Annotated in this window: 21 protein-coding genes; 14 read left to right on the top strand and 7 right to left on the bottom strand. The window is 67.9% G+C overall.

The annotated features are described in order from the left end of the window. Positions 1-161 precede the first annotated feature (161 nt). The 3 genes from hemP (at position 162) to AC1DIQ_RS13970 (ending at position 2,000) form a co-directional block, all read left to right on the top strand. The gene (gene hemP, locus AC1DIQ_RS13980) at positions 162-359 is read left to right on the top strand and encodes a hemin uptake protein HemP (RefSeq protein ID WP_019182448.1); all 198 of its coding nucleotides are present in this window, start codon (positions 162-164) and stop codon (positions 357-359) included. A gap of 109 nt (positions 360-468) precedes the next feature. Continuing rightward, positions 469-1,059, top strand: a complete 591-nt coding sequence (locus AC1DIQ_RS13975) for a ChuX/HutX family heme-like substrate-binding protein (RefSeq protein ID WP_121042764.1) — start codon at positions 469-471, stop codon at positions 1,057-1,059. Then, positions 1,059-2,000, top strand: coding sequence for a DUF6607 family protein (locus tag AC1DIQ_RS13970; RefSeq protein ID WP_478050251.1), 942 nt, complete (start codon positions 1,059-1,061; stop codon positions 1,998-2,000). The genes AC1DIQ_RS13975 and AC1DIQ_RS13970 overlap by 1 nt, the downstream gene beginning before the upstream one ends. Before the next feature lie 296 nt (positions 2,001-2,296). Here AC1DIQ_RS13970 and AC1DIQ_RS13965 read toward each other — a convergent pair whose 3' ends face one another. Together AC1DIQ_RS13965 and AC1DIQ_RS13960 are read right to left on the bottom strand one after the other, a co-directional pair. Further along, positions 2,297-4,783 carry an ABC transporter permease gene (locus tag AC1DIQ_RS13965; protein ID WP_478050250.1) on the bottom strand — a complete coding sequence of 829 codons (2,487 nt, stop codon included), beginning with the start codon at positions 4,781-4,783 and terminating at the stop codon, positions 2,297-2,299. Beyond that, entirely contained in the window at positions 4,780-5,394 is a 615-nt protein-coding gene (locus AC1DIQ_RS13960) for an ABC transporter ATP-binding protein (protein ID WP_478050249.1), read from the bottom strand. The genes AC1DIQ_RS13965 and AC1DIQ_RS13960 overlap by 4 nt, the downstream gene beginning before the upstream one ends. Before the next feature lie 120 nt (positions 5,395-5,514). Between AC1DIQ_RS13960 and AC1DIQ_RS13955 the strand changes: the two genes are divergently transcribed. The 3 genes from AC1DIQ_RS13955 (at position 5,515) to AC1DIQ_RS13945 (ending at position 8,396) form a co-directional block, all read left to right on the top strand. Continuing rightward, on the top strand, positions 5,515-6,165 hold the full coding sequence (locus AC1DIQ_RS13955) for an arylesterase (RefSeq protein WP_478050248.1): 651 nt from the start codon (positions 5,515-5,517) through the stop codon (positions 6,163-6,165). 77 nt (positions 6,166-6,242) lie between these two features. Continuing rightward, complete coding sequence (locus AC1DIQ_RS13950) at positions 6,243-6,956, top strand: response regulator transcription factor (protein ID WP_019182442.1); 714 nt, start codon at positions 6,243-6,245, stop codon at positions 6,954-6,956. A gap of 168 nt (positions 6,957-7,124) precedes the next feature. Beyond that, positions 7,125-8,396, top strand: coding sequence for a sensor histidine kinase (locus AC1DIQ_RS13945; RefSeq protein ID WP_121042774.1), 1,272 nt, complete (start codon positions 7,125-7,127; stop codon positions 8,394-8,396). Between the two features lie 31 nt (positions 8,397-8,427). On the opposite strand, the gene AC1DIQ_RS13940 is transcribed toward AC1DIQ_RS13945, so the two are convergent. Beyond that, a complete protein-coding gene (locus AC1DIQ_RS13940; RefSeq protein ID WP_478050247.1) occupies positions 8,428-9,135 on the bottom strand; it encodes an SGNH/GDSL hydrolase family protein in 708 nt (235 codons plus the stop codon). 234 nt (positions 9,136-9,369) lie between these two features. On the opposite strand from AC1DIQ_RS13940, the gene AC1DIQ_RS13935 reads away from it, so the two are divergent. From AC1DIQ_RS13935 to AC1DIQ_RS13900, 8 genes are all read left to right on the top strand, one after another. Next, entirely contained in the window at positions 9,370-9,750 is a 381-nt protein-coding gene (locus AC1DIQ_RS13935) for a diacylglycerol kinase (protein ID WP_019182439.1), read from the top strand. Between the two features lie 54 nt (positions 9,751-9,804). Beyond that, positions 9,805-10,554: a TerC family protein gene (locus AC1DIQ_RS13930; protein ID WP_088433998.1), complete on the top strand. Its 750-nt coding sequence runs from the start codon at positions 9,805-9,807 to the stop codon at positions 10,552-10,554. Positions 10,555-10,647: 93 nt separating this feature from the next. Next, a complete protein-coding gene (locus AC1DIQ_RS13925; RefSeq protein ID WP_478050246.1) occupies positions 10,648-11,304 on the top strand; it encodes a LemA family protein in 657 nt (218 codons plus the stop codon). Between the two features lie 100 nt (positions 11,305-11,404). Continuing rightward, positions 11,405-12,211 carry a TPM domain-containing protein gene (locus AC1DIQ_RS13920; RefSeq protein ID WP_478050348.1) on the top strand — a complete coding sequence of 269 codons (807 nt, stop codon included), beginning with the start codon at positions 11,405-11,407 and terminating at the stop codon, positions 12,209-12,211. Further along, positions 12,211-12,699 (top strand): TPM domain-containing protein, encoded by a 489-nt coding sequence (locus AC1DIQ_RS13915; protein ID WP_282263113.1) that lies wholly within the window; start codon positions 12,211-12,213, stop codon positions 12,697-12,699. The genes AC1DIQ_RS13920 and AC1DIQ_RS13915 overlap by 1 nt, the downstream gene beginning before the upstream one ends. An 84-nt stretch (positions 12,700-12,783) precedes the next feature. After that, positions 12,784-13,674: a prolipoprotein diacylglyceryl transferase gene (gene lgt, locus AC1DIQ_RS13910; RefSeq protein ID WP_121042784.1), complete on the top strand. Its 891-nt coding sequence runs from the start codon at positions 12,784-12,786 to the stop codon at positions 13,672-13,674. Further along, a complete protein-coding gene (locus AC1DIQ_RS13905) occupies positions 13,671-14,465 on the top strand; it encodes a thymidylate synthase (RefSeq protein WP_478050245.1) in 795 nt (264 codons plus the stop codon). The genes lgt and AC1DIQ_RS13905 overlap by 4 nt, the downstream gene beginning before the upstream one ends. 11 nt (positions 14,466-14,476) lie before the next feature. Beyond that, positions 14,477-14,968: a dihydrofolate reductase gene (locus AC1DIQ_RS13900; RefSeq protein WP_121042788.1), complete on the top strand. Its 492-nt coding sequence runs from the start codon at positions 14,477-14,479 to the stop codon at positions 14,966-14,968. 43 nt (positions 14,969-15,011) lie between these two features. Here the strand turns inward: AC1DIQ_RS13900 and AC1DIQ_RS13895 are convergent, their stop codons facing one another. The 4 genes from AC1DIQ_RS13895 to pdxA form a co-directional block, all read right to left on the bottom strand. Further along, positions 15,012-16,043, bottom strand: coding sequence for a symmetrical bis(5'-nucleosyl)-tetraphosphatase (locus AC1DIQ_RS13895; RefSeq protein ID WP_282263119.1), 1,032 nt, complete (start codon positions 16,041-16,043; stop codon positions 15,012-15,014). A 13-nt stretch (positions 16,044-16,056) separates the two neighbouring features. Continuing rightward, the gene (apaG, locus tag AC1DIQ_RS13890; protein ID WP_121042792.1) at positions 16,057-16,440 is read right to left on the bottom strand and encodes a Co2+/Mg2+ efflux protein ApaG; all 384 of its coding nucleotides are present in this window, start codon (positions 16,438-16,440) and stop codon (positions 16,057-16,059) included. A 123-nt stretch (positions 16,441-16,563) separates the two neighbouring features. Continuing rightward, positions 16,564-17,394 carry a 16S rRNA (adenine(1518)-N(6)/adenine(1519)-N(6))-dimethyltransferase RsmA gene (gene rsmA, locus AC1DIQ_RS13885; RefSeq protein ID WP_152154483.1) on the bottom strand — a complete coding sequence of 277 codons (831 nt, stop codon included), beginning with the start codon at positions 17,392-17,394 and terminating at the stop codon, positions 16,564-16,566. After that, positions 17,391-18,371, bottom strand: coding sequence for a 4-hydroxythreonine-4-phosphate dehydrogenase PdxA (gene pdxA, locus AC1DIQ_RS13880; protein ID WP_121042796.1), 981 nt, complete (start codon positions 18,369-18,371; stop codon positions 17,391-17,393). Before pdxA ends, rsmA begins: the two co-directional genes overlap by 4 nt. Positions 18,372-18,374: the final 3 nt, after the last annotated feature.

The raw sequence follows: 18,374 nt of genomic DNA, 5'->3' as shown, positions 1-18,374 counted from the left end.
TCTGCAGCCCTCGCGCCGGACGCGAGCGCACTATGCGATTGATGGTAACTATCGAAAGCGGATGTTCGATCATTAATGTCATCTATCAAAGTGAGAATGGTTGTTGATTGTCAACTGAGAATCATTATCATTTGACTCGCCCCTCGCAACGAGTCCAGACGATGAACACTCAAGCTGCTGTACTGCTGCGCCCCGAAACGCTGACCCTCCGCGACCGTCCGGTCCGCGTGGTCCCGCCGGAAGAAGTGATCGACAGCGAAGCCCTGCTCAAGGGGCGCCGCGAAATCCTGATCCAGCACGGCGATCGTTTCTATCGCCTGCGTCATACCAGCAACGACAAGCTGATCCTGACCAAGTAACGGCCTTTCCTCCCCCAGCTCTCTCCCCCTCGACACTCCGCCGTCGACTCCGGTCCACGGCGTGGGTCGAGGGTCTCCCCTCGCAACCGTCGATTGCAGGTAGACCGCCATGAGCCGTGCCCTTTCCGTCGGCCGCCCACCGGGCCGCCATCCCATCGCCGGCCTGCCATCGGCCGCGCAACTGGCCTCGCTGGGTACCGTGCTGTGCCTGTACCGCCCGGACAGCAGTGAACTCGGTGGCTGGAAACACGCTGTCTCCGCGCATGCCTGCCAGGGCATGGACAGCGAAGGCATCCGCGAAAGCCTCTGCTTCGTCGACGCCCGCGGCCGCTGCTGCTGGCGCCTGTATCTGCTGCCCGACAGCGATTTCCTCGCTTGGGATCGCCTCGTGTCCGCGTTTCCCGCACGGCCCGAACCGGTCAACGACGCCGGTGTCGCCGAGCGCCTGTGGCGACGCCTCGCCGTGCGCCTGGGCAACGACGCGTGGCGCATGTGCGCGCTGCGCCTGCAGGTCGGCGAAGGCCGCGAACTGGCCGCCAGCCTGGCCTCGTTGTCGTCCCTGGGCGCCACCACCGCGCGCCGGATCGGCAACGTTGAAGGTGCCGAAGGCGAGCTCTGGGTCGACGACTGCTGCTGCGCCGCCGCGGCCCGCCGCAGCGGACCATGGACGGCCGACGGCATGCCGGTGATCCAGCTGTAATGACACACTCGCTCGCCCTGGCAGCGCTGCTGCTCGCGCTCACCGCCAGTGCGCATGCCACACCGGCCGACCCCGCGCGCGACCGCGCCAGCATCCTGGCCATGCAGGGCGAATACACCGTCGATTTCGCCTTCGACGAGACCGTCCTGCTCAAACCCGGCTACGAACGCGCCCCGGCCGTGCGCACCGGTGGCAACGAAGTGGTGATCGTGGTCGAAGACACCCCGAAGCGGGTGGTGCTGCAGCACCTGCTGGTCGAACCGAAGAGCGGCCACGTCACCAAGCACTGGCGCCAGGACTGGGTCTACCAGGCACCGACACGGTTCGAGTTCAGCGCCGACCAGACCTGGCAGGTGCGTCCGATACCGGCAGCGCTCACCACCGGCGCCTGGACCCAATGCGTCTACGAAGTCAGCGACGCACCGCGTTACTGCGGCACCGGCGCCTGGCGCTACGACAACGGCATCGCCGCGTGGACCAGCGACCTCAGCTGGCGCCCCCTGCCGCGCCGCGAATACACCCGCCGCAGCGACTACAACGCCCTGGCCGTGATCAACCGGCACACGCGCACGCCCAACGGTTGGACCCACGAGCAGTTCAACACCAAGATCCAGCGGCGCCCCGACGGCACGCAGACACCGATCGCGCGCGAATTCGGCTTCAACGAGTACAACAAAACCACCGAGGTGGACTTCACCCCCGCCTACGCCTACTGGACCGCCACCGCGGGTTACTGGGCGAAGGTGCGCCAGCGCTGGGACGACTTCCTCGGGCAGGCACCGGGCGTGCACCTGAAAACCAAACCCGACGGCATGGCCATGATCATCCCGCTGTTCACCCAGGCCCAGGACATCCAGGACGGCAAGACCGTGGTGGACACCGAGATCGACGCCGTCTTCCAGCAGTGGGTAGAAAAAGCACCGCCAGAAAGAGCGCGCTGACACCGACGCCATCGGTAGCGCACGCGTCCATCGTCAAACCTCGAAGCAGCACAGTGCCTCATCGATGGTCGTGCCAACTGCAGATGAGCTGCTCTCCCATCCGGCCAAGGCCATCCCTCGAGAAGGATGGCGGGTAGCCCTGCCCGGGACCGTCAGGGCGCCAAGGATGGCGCCCACGAGCCCCCAGGGATGGGTTTACGGCGCGTCCTGGGCAGGGCTGCCCGCCAGCCTTCAGGCCATGAACACCAAGACGCCGTCGCTGTCGCTTTCGCTTTCAATGCAACGGCGCCCCAAACTCACGCCTCCCGAAGCGCCAACGCAGGCGGCGTATGCAGAATCCGTCGCGTCCCCCACCAGCCGGCCGCCATGCTCAACAGCACACCCAACCCACCGCCCACCAACAACGGGCCCCACGGCGGACTCAGCGTCAACTCGAACACCTGCCGCGCCACCACCGAGCCCAGCAGCGCCGCCGCACCCACCGCCAGCAACGCCGACAACAGCCCCAGCGCACCGAACTCCACCAGCACCGCACCGCGCAGCTGACGGCGCGTTGCCCCCAGCGTACGCAGCACCGCACTGTCGTAGCGCCGCTCACCGGCGGTGGCCTGCAACGCCGCCAGCAGCACCAGCAGCCCGGCCAGCAGACTGAAGCCCATCACCAGCTGCACCGCCTGGCTCACCCGGTCCACCACCTCGCGCACCCGTTCCAGGATGCCGTCGATATCCAACAGTGAAATGTTCGGGTACTCCCGCGTCAGCCCGGCCAGCGCCGGCGCCTGCGCGCGTGGCAGATGGAAGGCGGTGATCAGGTTGTACGGCGCATCGGCCACCGCGCCTTCGTTGAGCAGCAGGAAGAAGTTGACCCGGAACGAATCCCAGTCCGCCTTGCGGATGCTGGTGATCGTGAAGCTGCGCTCCTGATCGCCCATCTGCAGCGTCACCGTGTCGCCCAGCGTCATCCCGTAGCGCTCGGCCCAGCCCTGCTCGATCGAGGCCTCTGCCGCCGTGCTGCCCGCCTTCCAGAACGTCCCGCTGAGCAGCGTATTGGCCGGCGGGAAATCATGCCGCCACGAGAAATTGACCGGCCGGTTGGCATCGTCATCCTCGTTGCTGTTGTCCTCGCGCGCCTGCCGCTGCGGCGGCCGATCATTGACCGCCAGCAGGCGGCCGGTACTGAACGGTTCGATGCCCGGCGAAGCCACGCCCAGCCCACCCAGCGTGGCCAGCACGGCATCGCGCTGCTCGGGCTGGATGTTCATCAGGAAGTAGTTCGGCGTATCGGTCGGCAAGCGATCGCGCCACTGCGCCAACAGCCCCGGACCGATCACCGACAGCAGCAGCAGCGAACACAGCGACAGCGACAGGCCGACCAGCTGCATCACCGCCAGACCGCGGCGGCGCGTCAACGAGGCGAGCCCCAGCTTCCAGCGCCCGCGCAGGCGCGGCTGCAGCCCGCGCAGCAGCCACAGCAGCAGCGCACCGAGCGCGCCGGCCAGGGCGGCCAGTGCAGCCAGCCCGCCGAGCACCCACGCGGCCAGCTTTACATCGCCGGTGGCCTGCACGGTGAGTGCCACGGTGGCCGCCAATGCTGCGGCATAGACCAGCATCGAACTCGGCGGCAGCGCGGCGAAGCTGCGGTTGAGCACGCGCATCGGCGGCACGCTGCGCAGGCGCAGCAGCGGCGGCAGACCAAAGCCCAGCAGCAGCACCAGCCCGATGCCGGCTCCACTCAGTGCCGGCGTGGCTTGCGGCAGGGGCAGGCGGTTCGGGATCAATCCCCCCAGCGCCTGCACCAGCCCGGCCTGCGCGGCCATGCCCAGCCCGATACCGACCAGGCAGGCCGGTATCGCCAGCATCACCAGCTGCAGTGCCATCGCAGTGAGGATGTCGCGCTGGCGCGCGCCCAGGCAGCGCAGGATCGCGACCTGATCGATGCGTCGCATCGCGAAGCGGTTGGCGGCCAGCGCGGTGGCGACACCGGCCAGCAACACCGCCAGCAGCGCGGCCAGCGACAGGAAGCGACCGGCCAGATCGAACGCGCCACGCACACCGCGCTGGGCATCGGCGATGCCGACAATGCGGTAGCCCTTGGCCTGCGGCGTGAGCCATTCGCGGAACGCCTCGATCTGCGCCGGCGCACCGGCGAACATCATCCGGTATGACGCGCGGCTGCCCGGCCCGAGCAGGCCGGCGCGATCCACATCGATGCGGTTCACCAGCAGCGGCGGCGACAGCTGCATCAGCTCACCGGAGGTGTCCGGCTCGGCCTGCAGCACGCGGGTCACGTTCAACGTGCCCGCGCCGAATTCCAGTGCATCGCCCACCTGCAGGCCCAGCGCCTGCATCAGGCGGGGATCGGCATACGCTTCGCCCGGCGGCGGCGTTCCCGCGGTTTCGCTGGCGCTGTCATGCAGCGTGCGGCTGACCTGCAGTTCACCGCGCAGCGGGTAGCCATCGGCCACCGCCTTGATGTTGGCCATCTGGCTGTCATCGCCATGGAACAGCACGCTGGGGAAGCTGACCATGCGCGTGTTGGCCAAGCCGCGCTCGCGCGCTGCATCGGCGAAGGTCTGCGGGATGTCTTCACGGCCGCTCAGGCCCAGATCACCGCCAAGCATCTCCGCCGCGCTGCCGGTCAGTGCCAGGGTCACGCGGTTGACCAATGTCCCGACGGCGGTCATCACCGCCACGCCCAATACCAGCGCGGCGAACACGGTCAGCAGATCGCCAGCCAGGAATTCGCGACGCAGCGCACGCGCCGCATGGCGCACGACATTCATGCGCCTGCACCTGCACCGGCAACGGCAACGGTGTCGGCCAGGCGGCCACCGTCGAGCTGGTAGATGCGCTCGCAGCGCTGCGCCAGGCGCAGGTCATGGGTGACCAGCACCAGGGTGGTATCGCTGGTGGCGTTGAGCGCGAACAGCAGGTCACTGATCTGCTGCCCGGTGGTCTGGTCCAGGCTGCCGGTGGGCTCATCGGCGAACAGGATGCGCGGCCGCGCCACGAACGCACGCGCGAGTGCGACACGCTGCTGCTCGCCACCGGAAAGCTGGCGCGGGTAGTGACGTGCACGATGGCCCAGGCCGACCTGTTCCAGCACCTCGCGCACCCGCGCGGGATCCTCGCGGCCGGCCAGTTCCAGCGGCAGCGCGATGTTCTCTTCGGCGGTCAGTGCCGGCAGCAGGTGGAAGCTCTGGAACACGAAGCCGACCTCGCGTGCGCGCAGCTGCGCGCGGGCTTCCTCATCGAGCGTGTTGAGCTCGGCACCGGCCAGCGCGATGGTGCCGTGGCTGGGCAGGTCCAGCCCGGCGAGCAGGCCGAGCAGGGTGGTCTTGCCCGAACCTGAAGCGCCGACGATGGCCACGCTCTCGCCTTCATGGACGGTCATGTCAATGTTGTCCAGTATGTGGACTTCACCCTCCGGGCCACGTGCGGACTTTCCCACGTTGTGGGCGGCGATGGCGACGGGCGCGCTGCGGGGGGACAGGCTGTCGATGAGGATTCTCCAATGAACCAAGCAAGTGGAATGGGCCGCGTGGCCTCGATGGGCTGGCTGCTGGCAGGGTTGCTGCTGATGCCGATGCTGGCCTGTGCCAAAGCTCCGGACACCCGTGCGGCGGTGCTGGTGGTCGGCGACAGCCTCAGTGCCGCCCACAATATCCCGGCCGCGTCGGGCTGGGTAAACCTGCTTCAGCAGCGGGTCAAACAACAGATCAAGGCGCCGCCGGCGATCATCAACGCCAGCATCAGCGGCGAAACCACCGCCGGCGCGCTGACTCGCCTGCCAGGGCTGCTGGAGAAGCACCGGCCCTCCGTGGTGGTGATCGAACTGGGCGGCAACGATGCGTTGCGCGGGCTGACCCCGGCGCAACTGCGCGGCAACCTGGAAAAGATGATCGTGGCCAGCCAGAAGGCGGGCGCCAAGGTGCTGCTGCTGGGCATCGACGTGCCGCCCAACTATGGCCCGGCCTACCGCCAGCGCCTGCGCCAGACCTATGCGGCGCTGGCCAAACAGTACAACGTGCCGCTGCTGCCGTTCCTGCTTGAGGGGGTGGCCTTGAAGCCGAACCTGATGCAGGCCGACGGGCTGCACCCCACCGCCGCTGCGCAGCCGCAGGTGCTGGACAACGTCTGGCCGTTGCTAAAACCCTTGCTTTGATCGGTGTGTGAGGAACTTCACGCCGCGTCCACTGGCGATGCGGCATGTTTCACAAAGCTGAAGAAAGAGGGAATCCCATGCGTCAGACAAAGGAGACCTCCGGCCTGGTGCTGGTGGTCGAAGACAACCGTAATATTTCCGAGATGATCGGCGAGTACCTGGAAGGGCGCGGCTTCGAAGTCGACTACGCCCAGGATGGGCTGGACGGTTATCGTCTGGCGGCCGAGAACAGCTACGACGTGGTCGTGCTGGACCTGATGCTGCCGCGTCTGGACGGCATCGAAGTCTGTCGCCGCCTGCGCAACGACGCCCGCAAGTCCACGCCGGTGCTGATGCTGACCGCGCGCGACACGCTGGACGACAAGCTCACCGGCCTGGGGTTCGGCGCCGATGACTACCTGACCAAGCCGTTCGCGATCCAGGAACTGGAAGCCCGCCTGCGCGCGCTGATCCGCCGCGAGCGTCGCCAGGTCGGCTCGGAAGTGCTCAAGGTCGCCGACCTCGTGCTCGATCCGGTCAGCATGCGCGCGACGCGTGCCGGCACCGAACTGCAGCTCTCGCCGATCGGCCTGCGCCTGCTGACGATCCTCATGCGCGAATCGCCGCGTGTGGTGACCCGGCAGGAAATCGAACGCGAGATCTGGGGCAATGGCCTGCCCGACTCGGACACCCTGCGCAGCCATCTGTACAACCTGCGCAAGATCATCGACAAGCCGTTCGACCGCCCGCTGCTGCACACCGTGCAGAGCGCCGGCTACCGTATTGCCGATATCGCCCAGCCGATGAGCTGATGGGCGGTCGATCGCCGCTCGGCCGCCTGCGGGCGGCATGAGCGATCCGATCCTCCGGTACCCTCTGGAGCATGACGGCCCGGCCTCTGCCGGGCCGTTGTCATGGTTTGCACGATGGACTCACGGCAAGCTTTCCTATAATCGCCGCGAACCGCCCTGGACCCCGTAATGCCGCACGGTCTGCCGCGCAAGATCCGCATCGTCTTCATCCTCCAAGCCGTGCTCGCCAGCCTGGGCATCCTGCTGGGCGCCTGGCTGGTGTCGTTGGTGATCAAGCACAGCCTGGTCAGCAGCGCGCTGCAGGAGGAGGCCGGCTACTACTGGCAACTGCACGAGGCCTCGCCGGTGCAGCCCCCGCCCAATACCCAGAACATCCGCGGTTACCTGCTCGAGACCGGGCAGTCGCCGCTGAGCCTGCCGGCCAACCTGCGCACGCTCCCCCCCGGCTTCCATGAGCTCAAGGACGACGACCAGCTGGTGCTGGTCGATGCGCGTCCGGAAGGCCGCCTCTATCTGGTGTTCCTGCGTTCGCGCGCGGAGATGCTGGCGTTCTGGTTCGGCATCGTGCCGGTGCTGCTGACCCTGCTGGCCGTCTACGGCGCCTCATGGATCACCTACCGCGCCTCCAAACGCCTGGTATCACCGGTGAACTGGCTGGCCCGGCGCGTCTCGCGCTGGGACCCCGGGCATCCGGAAGCGGCCGATCTGGCCCCGGCCAAGCTGCCGGCCGACATGCAGGGCGAGACCCGCCAGCTGGCCGCCGCGCTGCACTCTCTGGCCACCAAGGTCACCGCGCACGTCGCGCGCGAGCGCAACTTCACCCGCGATGCCAGCCATGAGCTGCGCACCCCGCTGACCGTGATCCGGGTGGCCAGCGACATGGCGCTGGGCGACCAGGACATGACCCCGCGCCTGCGCCGCGGCCTGCAGCGCATCCAGCGCGCCGGGCGTGACATGGAGGCGGTGATCGATGCCTTCCTGATCCTCGCCCGCGAGGCCGATGTCGAGCCGCAGGTCGAGCTGTTCGACGTCAACGAGATCGTCCGCTACGAGGTCGACAACGCCCGCGAGCTGATCGCCGGGCGGCCCGTGGAGATCCACCTGCACAGCAATGGCCCGGTGATGCTGCACGCGCCACCGCGGGTGCTGCAGGTGGTGGTCAGCAACCTGCTGCGCAATGCCTGCAGCTATACCGACGAAGGCCGGATCGACGTCGATGTCGAAGACGATCGCGTGGTCGTGCGCGATACCGGCATCGGCATGTCCGCCGAAGCACTCGGGCGCGCGTTCGAGCCGTTCTATCGTGCCGAGCCCAGCCGCCCACAGGGCACCGGGCTGGGGCTGTCGATCGTGCGCCGGCTGTGCGACCGCTTCGGCTGGAAGATCGCCCTGACCAGCGAGCCCGGGCAGGGTACCCAGGCCACGATCCACTACCGCTGAGTCGGGGAGGCGCTGCGCCTCCCGGCGTGGCTCAGTTGCACTGCACCTTGGGTGCCAGCGCTTTGCGCCAGATCGCATAGCCTTCCGGCGTCATGTGCAGCATGTCCTCGCGGAACAGCGCGGCGCGCGGCTGGCCGTCGGCACCGAGCATCGGCGTGTAGACATCGGTGTAGCCGGTGTTGGGCAGCGTGGCCAGCGTGGCCTTGATCATCGCGTTGGCCTCGTTGATCGCCGGCAGCAGGTTGGCGCGTGAGGGGCTGGGCTTGATCGAGATGTACTCCACCGTGGTCCTGGGCAGATCGCGGTGCACGCGCTTGACGAAGGCGACCACGTCGTCGTGGACCTGGGCCGGGCTGCGGCCGCTGTTGAGGTCGTTGTCGCCGGCGTAGAAGAACACCTTGCACGGCGCATACGGGATCACGATGCGATCGGCATACCAGGTGCTGTCGCGCACCTCCGAGCCGCCGAAGCCGCGGTTGAACACCGGCTGGCCCGGGAAATCAGCTGCCAGGCTCTCCCACATGCGGATCGAGGAGCTGCCGATGAATTCGATGCCACCGCGCGGCGGCGGGTTGGCCGCATCCTGGGCCGCGAACTGCGCCATGTCGCCGGCCCAGGCCACGTTGGAGACCTGGGTGGGTACCTGCGGCGCAGCGGGGCCCGGGGTACGGGCCAACGCGGGCAAGGCGGCGCCCAGGGCAAGGGCGAGCAGAACGGGGCGGGCGCAGCGATGCAGCATGGGCAACTCCTGGGGTGGGGCACCCGCTCGGGTGCCCGGACGGGCAGGCGTCCATCATAAAAGCTGCCGCCGGGCCGCGCTTTACCACGGACGGGCGTTGGCCGCCTTCGACAATGCCTTGGCCGGCTTATGGCAAAATGAGCGATTGCCTGCCCCATTCAGCGATGCCCATGACTGTCTGCCGTGTGCTGTTCCTGCCGTTCCGGCCCGCGTTGCCGACCGGGGTGCCTGCCCATGGCGGATGAAATCGGCCACCTGCCGCGCGGCCCCAAGCGCATCTTCAAGGCCGCGGTCTGGTCCTGGCAGGGGCTGCGTGCGGCCTGGCTGCACGAGTCCTCGTTCCGGCTGGAGGTCTACCTGCTGATCGTGCTCGCCCCGCTGGCGCTCTGGCTCGGCCAGACTCCGGTGGAGCGTGCGCTGATGATCGGCTCGGTGTTGCTGGTGCTGGCCATGGAACTGGCCAACTCGGCGATCGAGGCGGTGATCGAACGCTACGGCGCCGAGTTCCATGAGCTCGCCGGGCGTGCCAAGGACATGGGCTCGGCCGCCGTGTTCGTGCTGATGATGAACGTACTGGTGTGCTGGGTCCTGATCCTGCTGCCGCAGATCTTCTGACGTAACACTTCTGGCGCGTCACGCGCGTCATCCCCCCTGTAAGGATGGAAGTCAATGTTCCTTGAGTTGTTGTCCGACCCCAATGTCTGGTTGACCCTGTTTACGCTGAGCGCGCTGGAAATCGTGCTGGGCATCGACAACCTGGTGTTCATCTCGATCGCGGTGAGCAAGCTGCCCGAGGCGCGCCGTCCGTTCGCGCGCAAGCTCGGCATCGCGGTGGCCTGCATCACCCGCATCCTGCTGCTGGTCTCGCTGGCCTATCTGGCCCACATGGAAGCCAACCTGTTCACCATCGCCGGCATGGGCATCTCCATCCGCGACCTGGTGCTGATCCTCGGTGGCCTGTTCCTGATCATCAAGGGCACCATGGAGATCCGCGAGCTGATCACCGGCGGCGAAGACGAAGACCCCACCACCACCAAGGCCTCGGCCGTGTTCGGCATGGTGATCGCGCAGATCGCCGTGATCGACATCGTGTTCTCGCTGGATTCGGTGATCACCGCCGTGGGCATCGCCGACCACATCCCGGTGATGGTCGCTGCGATCCTGCTGTCGGTCGCCGTGATGCTGCTGGCCGCCAACCCGCTGGGCCGCTTCATCGATGCCAACCCCACCGTGAAGATGCTGGCCCTGGCCTTCATCCTGCTGATCGGCGTGGTGCTGATCCTGGACGGCCTGAGCGTGCACGTGCCCAAGCCCTACATCTACGCCGCGATGGGCTTCTCGGTGCTGGTGGAATGGCTGAACCTGCTGATGCGCCGCCGCGCCGTGGCGCACAACGTGCCGGGTGCCGGCAACTGGTAAGGGAGAGGTGCCGACCGTTGGTCGGTACCCACATCCGCTTTACCCGGAACATGGCATGCTCCGGATCCCGTTCATCGAGATCCGGAGCCGGCCATGCGATCGTTCTCCCGTTTGTTGTGCCTGGCCGTGCTGGCCTCCCTGTTGTCCGGTTGTGGCTACAACGCCATCCAGCAGAAGGATGAGCAGGTCAAGGCCGGTTGGGCCGAGGTGCTCAACCAGTACAAGCGCCGCGCCGATCTGATCCCCAACCTGGTGCAGACCGTGGAAGGCTATGCCAACCAGGAACGCCAGGTGCTGACCGATGTCACCAACGCCCGTGCGCGCGTGGGGCAGGTCAACGTCAATGCCGACGATGCCGACTCCCTCAAGCAGTTCCAGCAGGCCCAGGGCGAGCTGAGCGGTGCGCTGTCGCGCCTGCTGGTGGTCACCGAGAACTACCCGAACCTGAAGTCCGACCAGGGCTTCCGCGATCTGCAGGCACAGCTGGAAGGCACCGAGAACCGCATCACCGTGGCGCGCGGCCGCTATATCCAGATGGTGCAGGACTACAACACCTACATCCGCCAGTTCCCGCAGGTGATCACCGCCAAGCTGTTCGGCTATGCGACCAAGCCGAACTTCACGGTGGAGAACGAAGCGCAGATCTCGCAGCCGCCGGCGGTCAAGTTCGGTTCGCAGCCACCGGCCCCGGCCCCGGCACCCGCACCGCAGGCGCCGCCGCAGCAGCCGCAGCCGCAGCCGGCGAACTGAGCCCGTGACCACGCGCCTGCTGCGTTGCCTGCTGCTGTTCTGCCTGGCGCTGGCGCTGGCGCTGCCGGCCTGGGCGCAGACCCAGGCCGCGATCCCGGCGATGTCCTCGCCGGTGGTGGATACCACCGGCACCCTGGATGCCGCGCAGACCCAGGCGCTGGAGGCGCAGGCGTTGGCGTTGCAGCAGCGCAAGGGCAGCCAGCTGCAGATCCTGATGGTGCCGACCACCGCGCCGGAAACCATCGAGCAGTACACCCAGCGGGTGTTCGAGCAGTGGTCCATCGGCCGCAAGGGCGTGGATGACGGCGTGCTGCTGGTGGTGGCCAAGGACGATCGCCGGGTCCGCATCGAGCCGGGCTATGGTCTGGAAGGCGCGATTCCGGATGCGATCGCCAACCGGGTGATCCAGGAGTACCTGGCCCCGCGTTTCCGCACCAATGACTATGCCGGTGGCCTCACCGACGCCAGCGCCGCGCTGGTCAAGCTGATCGACGGCGAGGCGCTGCCCGCGCCGGTCAGTACACATCGCGCCCAGGACACCCCGGCCGGTGGCAACTGGACGATGGCGCTGGGCATCGGCCTGTTTGCCGGTCTGTTCCTGCGCGGCATCCTGGGCTGGCTGCCGCGACCGCTGCGCGCGCTGGCGAGCGGTGCCGGGGCCGGGGTGGCCGCGTTCCTGTTCACCTCGCTGGTGGTCGCCAGTGGCGCGGCCGCCGTGGTGGGCCTGCTGGTCGGCCTGACGTCGGCCGGTCGCGGCGGCGTGTTCGCGCGCAGTGGCGGCTGGGGTGGGGGTGGCTGGGGCGGTGGCGGGTTCGGTGGCGGCGGCGGGGGCTTCGGCGGCGGTGGAGGCGGCTGGGGTGGAGGGGGTGGACGTTCGGGAGGCGGTGGCGCCTCGGGAGGCTGGTGATGCGCTGGCTCCGGCACGTGTTTTCCCCGTCGGTGCGGCGCGCCTTCCCACCCGCACATCTGCAGGCGATCACCGATGCGATCACTGCCGGCGAGCGGCGCCACGGTGGCCAGGTGATGTTCGCGGTGGAAGCGGCTCTGCCGCTGGCCGCGTTGTGGCAGGGCATCACCGCACAGCAGCGCGCACAGCAGGCCTTCGCACAGCTGCACACCTGGGATACCGAACACAACAACGGCGTGCTGATCTACCTGCTGCTGGCCGACCATGCCATCGAGCTGGTCGCCGACCGCGGGCTGCGTGGGCGCATCGGTGAGGCGCAGTGGCAGGCGATCTGCGCGCACATGCAGCAGCGGCTGCGCGAGGGCGCGCTGCAGGAGGGCGTGCTGCTGGCGATCGAAGAGGTTTCCGACCTGCTGGCCGGGCACTATCCGCCCGTTCCGGGGTCACAGGATGACGGCCTGCCGGACACGCCGCAGATGCTGGGCTGAAGCCCGGCAATCGCGTGATCGGGGCCACCGCGAGGCCGCTCCCGGGCGGCGCTAGAATATCGGCATCCCTGCAAGGCATCGCCCATGATCTATTTCCACGACATCGACCCCATCGCCATCTCGCTTGGGCCGATCAAGGTGCATTGGTACGGCATCATGTACCTGCTCGGCTTCACTGCCGCCTGGTGGCTGGGGCGCAAGCGGATCGCGGCCGGGCGCCTGCCCGGGGTCGATGCCAACGGCTTCTCCGATCTGCTGTTCTACGCGATGCTCGGCGTGGTCGTCGGTGGCCGCGTGGGCTACATGCTGTTCTACGCCACCTCGGAATTCCTGCACAACCCGCTGCTGCTGTTCAAGGTCTGGGACGGCGGCATGAGCTTCCACGGTGGCCTGCTCGGCGTGCTGTTCGCCGCGTGGTGGTGGTCGCGCAAGCATCGCCTGCACCTGTTCGATACCCTCGATTTCATGTCCCCGCTGGTGCCGCTGGGCCTGGGTTTCGGCCGCATCGGCAACTTCATCGGCGCCGAGCTGTGGGGCAAGTACACCGATGGCACCTGGGGCGTGGTGTTCCCGAGCGGCCTGCCGGCGCCGTTGAACGGGCTGGACCTGGCCACGCTCAAGGCCGAGTTCGCCACCGGCGCGCTCAACCCGTACGCCCGCCATCCCTCGCAGCTGTATGAAGCGCTGCTGGAAGGCCTGGTGATGTTCGTGGTGCTGTGGGCGGTATCGGCCAAGCCGCGCCATCGCTATGTGATCGCCGGCCTGTTCGCGCTGATGTACGGCATCTTCCGCTTCGCGGTGGAGTTCGTGCGCATGCCCGACAACGGCGTCTACCTCGCCTTCGACTGGTTCACCCGTGGCCAGCTGCTCAGCCTGCCGCTGGTGGCCTTCGGCCTGGTGTTGCTGGCGCTGTCGCGCCGTGCGCCGGTGCTGCAGCCGGTCCTGCCGGTCGCTACCGCGGGCGCCAAGGCATGAAGGCCTACCTGGAGCTGCTTGAGCATGTGCTGGAGCACGGCACGGAAAAGTCCGATCGCACCGGCACCGGCACGCGCAGCGTGTTCGGCTGGCAGATGCGCTTCAATCTCAATGACGGCTTCCCGTTGGTCACCACCAAGAAGCTGCACCTGCGCTCGATCATCCATGAGCTGCTGTGGTTCCTGAAGGGGGATACCAACATCGGGTATCTCAAGGAGCACCAGGTGCGGATCTGGGACGAATGGGCCGATGCCAACGGCGACCTCGGCCCGATCTACGGCAAGCAGTGGCGCAGCTGGGCCACCGCCGATGGCGGGGCGATCGACCAGATGCAGTGGCTGGTGGACGAGATCAAGCGCAACCCGGATTCGCGCCGGCTGGTGGTCAGTGCCTGGAACGTGGGCGAGCTGTCGCAGATGGCGTTGATGCCGTGCCACAATCTGTTTCAGTTCTATGTGGTGGACGGCAAGCTCAGCTGCCAGCTGTACCAGCGCAGCGGCGACATCTTCCTCGGCGTGCCGTTCAACATCGCCAGCTACGCGCTGCTGACCCACATGGTGGCGCAGGCGACCGGGCTGGGCGTCGGCGATTTCGTGCACACCCTGGGCGATGCGCACCTGTACTCGAACCATTTCGAGCAGGCCCGCGAACAGCTCGCACGTGAGCCGCGCGCGCTGCCGAAACTCTGGTTGAACCCCGACGTGACCGATCTGTTCGGTTTCCAGTTCGATGACATCCGCATCGATGGTTACGACCCGCACCCGGCGATCAAGGCCCCGGTGGCGGTGTGAGCAACACGCGCATGAGGCTCTCCCTGATCGCCGCGCTGGACACCGACCACGGCATCGGCCGTGACAACGACCTGCCATGGAAGCTGCCGGACGATCTCAAGCGCTTCAAAGCGCTGACCGTCGGCAAGCCGATCCTGATGGGGCGCAAGACCGCGCAGTCGCTCGGCCGTGCCTTGCCGGGCCGGTTGAATCTGGTGCTGACCCGCAGTGGGCAGGTGCCGTTCGACGGCATGCAGGCGGTGGCCTCGATCGAGCAGGCGCTGCAGGCAGCGGGCGCTGCGGGGGCCGAAGAGCTGTGCGTCATCGGTGGCGGCGAGATCTATCGCCTGGCCATGGCCCAGGCCACCGATCTGCACCTGACGTGGGTACAGACCACTGTACCGGCCGATACCCATTTCCCGCCGGTCGATCCGGCGCTGTGGGTGGAGGTGGCGCGCGAACACCACGCGGCCGACGAGCGGCACGCGTTCGCGTTCGATTTCGTGGATTACCGCCGCGCCTGAGCGCGCGCTGCAGGCAGGCCGGTCGTACTGACCGGCCTGCGGCTCATTCGGCGTCGCTGGTGACGTCGTTGTTCTGCGGCTGTTGCTGTTGCTCGGTGTTCTGCGCGGGCTTCGCACCACCGCCCTGTCGGCCCTGGCCGCCCCGGCCACGGTCGCGCCCCTGGCCTTGGCCCTGGCGCGGTGGACGCCCATTCGGCTGCGCACCCTCGGCAGCCGGCCGGCGAGCCGGCGGACGCGGCGCGGACACCGGCTTGGGCACATCGCGGCCCGGCACCTGCACCACGCGCAGTTCTTCGGTATCCAGCTGCAGTGCGGTGAGCTTGCCACCCCAGACCGCGCCGGTATCGATCGCATGCACCCCCTGGGTGATGGTCAGGCCGAGGGCGGACCAATGCCCGCAGACGATCTTCAGATCGCGCTCGGCGCGGCCCGGCACTTCGAACCAGGGGTACAGGCCCTGTTCCTGCGTACCCGGCGTGCCCTTGTCTTCGATCCCGATCCGGCCCCGCGGGGTGCAGTAACGCATCCGGGTGAACAGATTGATGATCGCGCGGGAGCGGTCGTAGCCGGCCAGCCCGGGGGACCAGCTGGGCTTGTCGCCATACATGTTGCGGAACAGCTTGCGGTAGCCGCTGCCGTGCAGCTGCTGCTCGACCTCGCGGGCATGCTTTTCGGCCAGCTGGGTGGTCCACTTCGGGGCCAGCCCGGCGTGGATCATCATCCAGCCCAGCTCGCGGTCCACATGGGCCAGCTTCTGCAGACGCAGCCAGTCCAGCAGCTCGTCGCGGTCCTCGGCCTGCACGATGCGCAGCAGATCCGGGTTGACCTTGCGCTGCTCTTCCTCGGTGCGTGCACCGACCGCGAGCAGGGACAGGTCGTGGTTGCCCAGCACGATCACGCTGCTCTCGCGCAGCGAATGGACCAGGCGCAGGGTTTCCAGCGACTGCCCCCCGCGGTTGACCAGATCGCCGCAGAACCACAGCGTGTCGACCGCGGGGTCGAAGTTGATTTTTTCCAGCAACCGCTGGGTGACGTCGTAGCAGCCCTGCAGGTCGCCGATGGCCCAGACACTCATGCGTGCGCCTCCATCAGTGCAGTGTGCGCGGAACGGTCAGGACGAACGGCGCGATGGGGGCGGCGAACTCGGTGCCGTCGTCGGCCACCATGTCGTAGTGCCCCTGCATCGTGCCGTGCTCGGTCTCCAGCATGACACCGGAGGTGTAACGGAAGTCTTCACCGGGGCGCAGCCGCGGCTGTTCGCCGATCACCCCATCGCCATCGACATGCTCGATGCGGCCATTGGCATCGGTGATCCGCCAGTGGCGGGCCACCAGCCGTGCCGCGACGCGGCCCCGGTTGAGGATGCGGATCGTATAGGCGAACGCGTAGCGGCCGTCCTCCGGGGTGGACTGGTCATCGAGGAAGCGGGGGGCGACCTCGACGGAGATCGCGTAGTTTGCAGCGTCGTTCATGCAGGCAGTTTAGTGAATGTTGTGCACGATGAGATGAGTGCTGCCCAAGCTGGCAGCGCCCCCGTCATGGATGTCAGGCGGTTCCACGTGCGCGCGGCCGGTGCTGGCCACGAGGTGGCGCGCTCAACCTTGCGGCGCGTCAGCCTCGTACGGGACGTTGGCCAGCGCGATGAACTGCGCCACGTCCAGCTGCTCGGCGCGGGCATCGCTGCGCACGCCGGCCGCTTCGAACTGCTCGGGCGTGCACACGTTCTGCAGCGCGTTGCGCAGGGTCTTGCGGCGCTGCCCGAAGGCGGCCTTGACCACATGGGCAAAGCGTTTGCGGTCCAGGATGCCGACCGTGGCCGGATCGCGCGGGACCAGCCGCACCACCGCTGAATCGACCTTGGGCGGCGGGCGGAACGCACCCGGCGGCACCACGAACAGCGAGGTCACCTTGCAGAACGCCTGCAGCATCACGCTCAGCCGGCCATACACCTTGCTGCCCGGATCGGCGGCCATGCGGTCGACCACTTCCTTCTGCAGCATGAAGTGCATGTCGGTGATCACCGCGGCGTGGTCCAGCGCATGGAACAGGATCGGCGAGGAGATGTTGTAGGGCAGGTTGCCGACCAGGCGGATCGGGCTGCCGGCAGCCAGCTCGGTGAAATCCACCTGCAGCACGTCGCGGTGGATGATGGTCATCTCGCCCAGCGGTTCGGCGGCGGCGGCCAGCGGGCCGACCAGATCCCGATCGAACTCGATCACGGTCAGCTTCGGGTGGCGGCGCAGCAGCGGCAAGGTGATCGCGCCCTGGCCCGGGCCGATCTCGACCAGTCGGTCGCCGTCTTTCGGGCTGACCGCCAGCACGATCTTGTCGATGTAGCTGCGGTCGGCGAGGAAGTGCTGGCCGAGCTGCTTCTTGGCGGGGCCGGAAAAACCGGGCGCGCCGGAGGAGGAATACGAAGAAGTCATGGCACCAGTGTACGTTGGCGCGCCAGCCGGGCACACAGCGCGGTGGCAGCGAGGAGGCTGGACGGGTCGGCCAGGCCGCGGCCGGCCAGATCCAGGGCGGTGCCATGGTCGACCGCGACGCGCGGGTAGGGCAGGCCCAGGGTGATGTTGACGGCCTGCTCGAAGCCGCTGTACTTGAGCACCGGCAGGCCCTGGTCGTGGTACATGGCCAGCACCGTGTCGAACCCGGCCAGCTTGGCCGGCAGGAAGGCGGTGTCGGCCGGCAGCGGCCCGGCCAGGTCCATGCCCTGGGCGCGCAGGCGCGCCAGCAGCGGGATGATCAGGTCCAGTTCTTCGCGCCCCAGATGACCGTCTTCGCCGGCGTGCGGGTTGAGCCCGAGCACGGCGATGCGCGGCGAGGCCAGCCCGAAATCGCGCTGCAGGGCGTCGTGGATGATCTTCAGGGTGAGTGCCAGGCCATCGGCCGTGATCGCATCGGCCACCGCGCGCAACGGCAGGTGGGTGGTGGCCAGGGCGACCCGGACGATGTCATTGGCGAGCATCATCACCACCGGGGTGCGGGCCTGGTCGGCCAGCAGTTCGGTGGTGCCGCTGTAGGCGATGCCGCCCTCGTTGATGACCGCCTTGTGCACCGGGCCGGTGACCACGCCAGCAAGTTCACCGGACAGGCAGGCCTGCCCGGCCTGGCGCAGTGCGCCGATCACGGCCCCGGCGTTGGCCGGATCCGGCGTGCCGAAGCGCGAGGGCACGGCATTGGGGACCGCGCGCAACGGCAGATCGCCCGGCTGACGGGCGATGGTGTCTTCAGGCAGGAGCTGCAGGGGCAGCGACAGCGCAGCGGCGGCAGCCTGCAGCGTGTCCGGGTCGGCGAAGGCCAGCAGCCGGCAATCGGTGCGCGGCTGCTGGATCAGACGGAGGCAGAGCTCCGGGCCGATCCCCGCCGGCTCGCCCGGTACCAGCGCGAGCTGCGGGAGCATGGA

Source organism: Stenotrophomonas sp. 05L413, assembly GCF_056397945.1.
The sequence above is the reverse complement of the archived record's forward strand: the minus strand, read 5'-3'. Positions and strand labels throughout refer to the sequence as shown.

Bases quoted from the DNA above. Each gene is read 5' to 3' on its own strand.
- AC1DIQ_RS13960 (WP_478050249.1), bottom strand. From the start codon at position 5,394: ATGACCGTCCATGAAGGCGAGAGCGTGGCCATCGTCGGCGCTTCAGGT.
- apaG (WP_121042792.1), bottom strand. From the start codon at position 16,440: ATGAACGACGCTGCAAACTACGCGATCTCCGTCGAGGTCGCCCCCCGC.
- AC1DIQ_RS13950 (WP_019182442.1), top strand. From the start codon at position 6,243: ATGCGTCAGACAAAGGAGACCTCCGGCCTGGTGCTGGTGGTCGAAGAC.
- hemP (WP_019182448.1), top strand. From the start codon at position 162: ATGAACACTCAAGCTGCTGTACTGCTGCGCCCCGAAACGCTGACCCTC.
- AC1DIQ_RS13975 (WP_121042764.1), top strand. From the start codon at position 469: ATGAGCCGTGCCCTTTCCGTCGGCCGCCCACCGGGCCGCCATCCCATC.
- AC1DIQ_RS13955 (WP_478050248.1), top strand. From the start codon at position 5,515: ATGAACCAAGCAAGTGGAATGGGCCGCGTGGCCTCGATGGGCTGGCTG.
- AC1DIQ_RS13925 (WP_478050246.1), top strand. From the start codon at position 10,648: ATGCGATCGTTCTCCCGTTTGTTGTGCCTGGCCGTGCTGGCCTCCCTG.
- AC1DIQ_RS13915 (WP_282263113.1), top strand. From the start codon at position 12,211: ATGCGCTGGCTCCGGCACGTGTTTTCCCCGTCGGTGCGGCGCGCCTTC.
- lgt (WP_121042784.1), top strand. From the start codon at position 12,784: ATGATCTATTTCCACGACATCGACCCCATCGCCATCTCGCTTGGGCCG.
- AC1DIQ_RS13900 (WP_121042788.1), top strand. From the start codon at position 14,477: ATGAGGCTCTCCCTGATCGCCGCGCTGGACACCGACCACGGCATCGGC.
- AC1DIQ_RS13895 (WP_282263119.1), bottom strand. From the start codon at position 16,043: ATGAGTGTCTGGGCCATCGGCGACCTGCAGGGCTGCTACGACGTCACC.
- pdxA (WP_121042796.1), bottom strand. From the start codon at position 18,371: ATGCTCCCGCAGCTCGCGCTGGTACCGGGCGAGCCGGCGGGGATCGGC.
- AC1DIQ_RS13970 (WP_478050251.1), top strand. From the start codon at position 1,059: ATGACACACTCGCTCGCCCTGGCAGCGCTGCTGCTCGCGCTCACCGCC.
- rsmA (WP_152154483.1), bottom strand. From the start codon at position 17,394: ATGACTTCTTCGTATTCCTCCTCCGGCGCGCCCGGTTTTTCCGGCCCC.
- AC1DIQ_RS13920 (WP_478050348.1), top strand. From the start codon at position 11,405: ATGTCCTCGCCGGTGGTGGATACCACCGGCACCCTGGATGCCGCGCAG.
- AC1DIQ_RS13905 (WP_478050245.1), top strand. From the start codon at position 13,671: ATGAAGGCCTACCTGGAGCTGCTTGAGCATGTGCTGGAGCACGGCACG.
- AC1DIQ_RS13965 (WP_478050250.1), bottom strand. From the start codon at position 4,783: ATGAATGTCGTGCGCCATGCGGCGCGTGCGCTGCGTCGCGAATTCCTG.
- AC1DIQ_RS13945 (WP_121042774.1), top strand. From the start codon at position 7,125: ATGCCGCACGGTCTGCCGCGCAAGATCCGCATCGTCTTCATCCTCCAA.
- AC1DIQ_RS13940 (WP_478050247.1), bottom strand. From the start codon at position 9,135: ATGCTGCATCGCTGCGCCCGCCCCGTTCTGCTCGCCCTTGCCCTGGGC.
- AC1DIQ_RS13935 (WP_019182439.1), top strand. From the start codon at position 9,370: ATGGCGGATGAAATCGGCCACCTGCCGCGCGGCCCCAAGCGCATCTTC.
- AC1DIQ_RS13930 (WP_088433998.1), top strand. From the start codon at position 9,805: ATGTTCCTTGAGTTGTTGTCCGACCCCAATGTCTGGTTGACCCTGTTT.